Annotated in this window: 3 protein-coding genes; all 3 read left to right on the top strand. The window is 65.5% G+C overall.

Features of this window, described 5'->3' with window-relative positions:
* Positions 1–102: SDR family oxidoreductase (locus AC1HC7_RS09295; protein WP_479495673.1), on the top strand; the 102-nt coding region annotated here is incomplete at its 5' end.
* A 109-nt stretch (positions 103–211) separates the two neighbouring features.
* Complete coding sequence (gene aceE, locus AC1HC7_RS09290; protein WP_479495667.1) at positions 212–2878, top strand: pyruvate dehydrogenase (acetyl-transferring), homodimeric type; 2667 nt, start codon at positions 212–214, stop codon at positions 2876–2878.
* Positions 2879–2902: 24 nt separating this feature from the next.
* Positions 2903–3193: biotin/lipoyl-containing protein (locus AC1HC7_RS09285; RefSeq protein ID WP_479498956.1), on the top strand; the 291-nt coding region annotated here is incomplete at its 3' end.

Here is a 3193-nt window from a genome sequence, read left to right as displayed (position 1 = left end):
CCCGAGGAGATCGCGCGCTGCGTGGTGTTCCTCGCCGCCGACGAGGCCGGGTTCATCACCGGATCGACCCTTTCCGCCAATGGCGGGCAGTATTTCGTCTGACGACAGGCCGGCGCCGGGGGCCGAGCCCGGCGCCCGGCCCGTTTCGAATGAACCCAGAATGCGAAACATCCGATCAACGCCAGCAAGGCCCGCATAAAAGGACCCCGGCATGACCGACCAGATTCCCCTCAACGACCCGGACATCGACCCCGTCGAGACCCGCGAATGGCGCGACGCGGTGGAAGACGTCATCGACCGGGACGGTCCGGCGCGGGCGCATTTCCTGCTCGATCGGGCCGTCGCCACGGCGCGCGAGAACGGCGCCGAGCTGCCGTTCGGGGCGACCACCGCCTACCAGAACACCATCCCCCCCGATCAGCAGCCGGATTTCCCCGGCGATCTGGAGATGGAATGGCGCATCCGCACCATCAACCGCTGGAACGCCATGGCGCTGGTGGTGCGGCGCAACAAGGTCTCCAGCGAATACGGCGGGCATATCGCCTCCTTCGCCTCGGCGGCGGTGATGTACGATATCGGGTTCAACCATTTCTGGCGCTCGCGCAGCGCCGATCATGGCGGCGATCTGGTGTTTTTCCAGGGCCATGTGATCCCGGGCATCTATGCGCGGTCGTTCATGGAGGGCCGTCTGAGCCGCGAGCAGATGGAGAATTTCCGCTCCGAAGTGTCCGGCGAGGGGCTGTCGAGCTACCCGCATCCCTGGCTGATGCCCGATTACTGGCAGTTCCCCACGGTGTCGATGGGGCTGGGGCCGCTGATGGCGATCTACCAGGCGCGGTTCATGAAATACATGCACAATCGCGGCCATATCGACATGGGCGACCGCAAGATCTGGGTGTTTCTGGGCGATGGCGAGATGGACGAACCCGAGAGCCTCGGGGCGATCTCGCTGGCGGCGCGCGAGAATCTCGACAACCTGATTTTCGTGATCAACTGCAACCTCCAGCGGCTCGACGGCCCGGTGCGCGGCAACGGCAAGATCGTGCAGGAGCTGGAAGGCGATTTCCGCGGCAGCGGCTGGCGGGTGATCAAGCTGCTGTGGGGCAAGGGCTGGGACGCGCTGCTGGAAAACGACGACAGCGGCAAGCTGCGCCAGTTGATGGAGGAAACCGTCGACGGCGATTACCAGACCTTCAAATCGAAGGACGGCGCCTATATCCGCAAGCATTTCTTCGGCAAGTATCCCGAGACCGCGAAGCTGGTCGAGGACTGGACCGACGACCAGATCTGGGCGCTGCGGCGCGGCGGCCATGATCCGCAAAAGGTCTACACCGCGTTCAAGGCCGCGACCGGGACCAGGGATCGGCCCACGGTGCTGCTGGTCAAGACCGTGAAGGGCTACGGCATGGGCGATGCGGGCGAAGGGCTCAACATCACCCATCAGCAGAAGAAGCTGGCCGCCGACCAGCTGCGCGCCTTTCGCGACCGTTTCCAGATCCCCATACCCGATGACGAGGTCGAGGACGCGCCGCTGCTGGAGCTGACCCACGATCAGAAAACCTATCTGGAGGCGCGCCGCGCGGCGCTGGGCGGGGTGTTCCCCGAACGCCAGTGGCGCGATGCGCCCAAGCTCGACATCCCGCCGCTTGACGCCTTCAAGGGGCAGTTGAAGGGCACGGGCGCGCGCGAGATCTCGACCACCATGGCCTTCGTGCGCATCCTCACCACGCTGTGCCGCGACAAGAAGATCGGCAAGCAGATCGTGCCGATCGTGCCTGACGAAAGCCGCACCTTCGGCATGGAGGGCATGTTCCGCCAGCTTGGCATCTACAACCCCAGGGGGCAGCTCTACACCCCCGAAGACGCTGATCAGCTGATGTATTACAAGGAAAGCGCGACCGGGCAGGTCTTGCAGGAGGGCATCAACGAGGCCGGCGCCATGGCCGACTGGATCGCCGCCGCCACCGCCTATTCGGTGCACGGCGTGCCGATGATCCCGTTTTTCATCTATTATTCCATGTTCGGCTTCCAGCGCGTCGGCGATCTGGCCTGGGCGGCGGGGGACAGCCGGGCGCGGGGCTTCATGCTGGGGGGCACCGCCGGGCGCACCACGCTGAACGGCGAGGGCCTGCAGCACGAGGACGGGCACAGCCATGTGCTGGCCGGGACCATCCCCAACTGCATCAGCTACGATCCGACCTTCAGCTACGAGGTGGCGGTGATCGTGCATCACGGGCTGAAGCGCATGTTCGTGGATCAGGAGGACGTATATTTCTACATCACCCTGATGAACGAGAATTACGCCCATCCCGACATGCCCGAGGGCGTCGAGGAGGGCATCGTGCGCGGGTTGTATCGCATTCAGTCCGAGACCCCGGGGGATCGCCATGTGAACCTGATGGGTTCGGGCACGATCCTGATGCAGGCGATCAGGGCGGCGGAGACGCTGCGCAGGGATTTCGGCTGCACCGTCGATGTGTGGTCGGCCACCAGCCTCAACGAACTGGCCCGCGACGGCATGGATTGCGAGCGCTGGAACCGGCTCAACCCGCTGGAGCCGGCGCGCGCGCCCTATGTGAGCGAAACGCTGGCCGATGCGACGGGGCCGGTGATCGCGGCGACGGATTACCTGAAATCCTACGCCGAGCAGATCCGCGCCTATGTGAAGCAGCCCTTCCACACGCTGGGCACCGACGGGTTCGGGCGCTCTGACAGCCGGGTCAACCTGCGCCGGCATTTCGAGGTGGATTCCAACCATATCGCGGCCGCGGCGATGAACGCGCTGTTTCGCGACGGCGGCGTCGATCGGCAGGTGATGGCCGAGGCGCTCGACGCCTATGGCATCGACGGCGCCAAGCCCAATCCCCGCCTCGCCTGAGCGGCCGCAAACAAGGAAAAGCACATGTCAGTCATTGAAGTGAAGATTCCCGATATCGGCGATTTTTCGGATGTGCCGGTGATCGGCGTTCTGGTGGCGCCGGGCGACGTGGTGGCGGTCGAAGATCCGCTGATCGAGCTGGAAAGCGACAAGGCGACGCTGGAGGTGCCGAGCCCGGTGGCGGGCAAGGTGGCGGCGATCGCGGTGGCCGAGGGCGACAAGGTGTCCGAGGGGGCGCTGATCCTGACCCTCGAGCCGCAGGAAGGCGCCGCGTCGCGCGAAGCGCCGGTCGCGGCCCCGGCGCCCGCGGCGGCT

It is taken from the genome of Oceanicella sp. (assembly GCF_056449545.1).
This window is presented reverse-complemented; position numbering and strand designations above follow the sequence as displayed.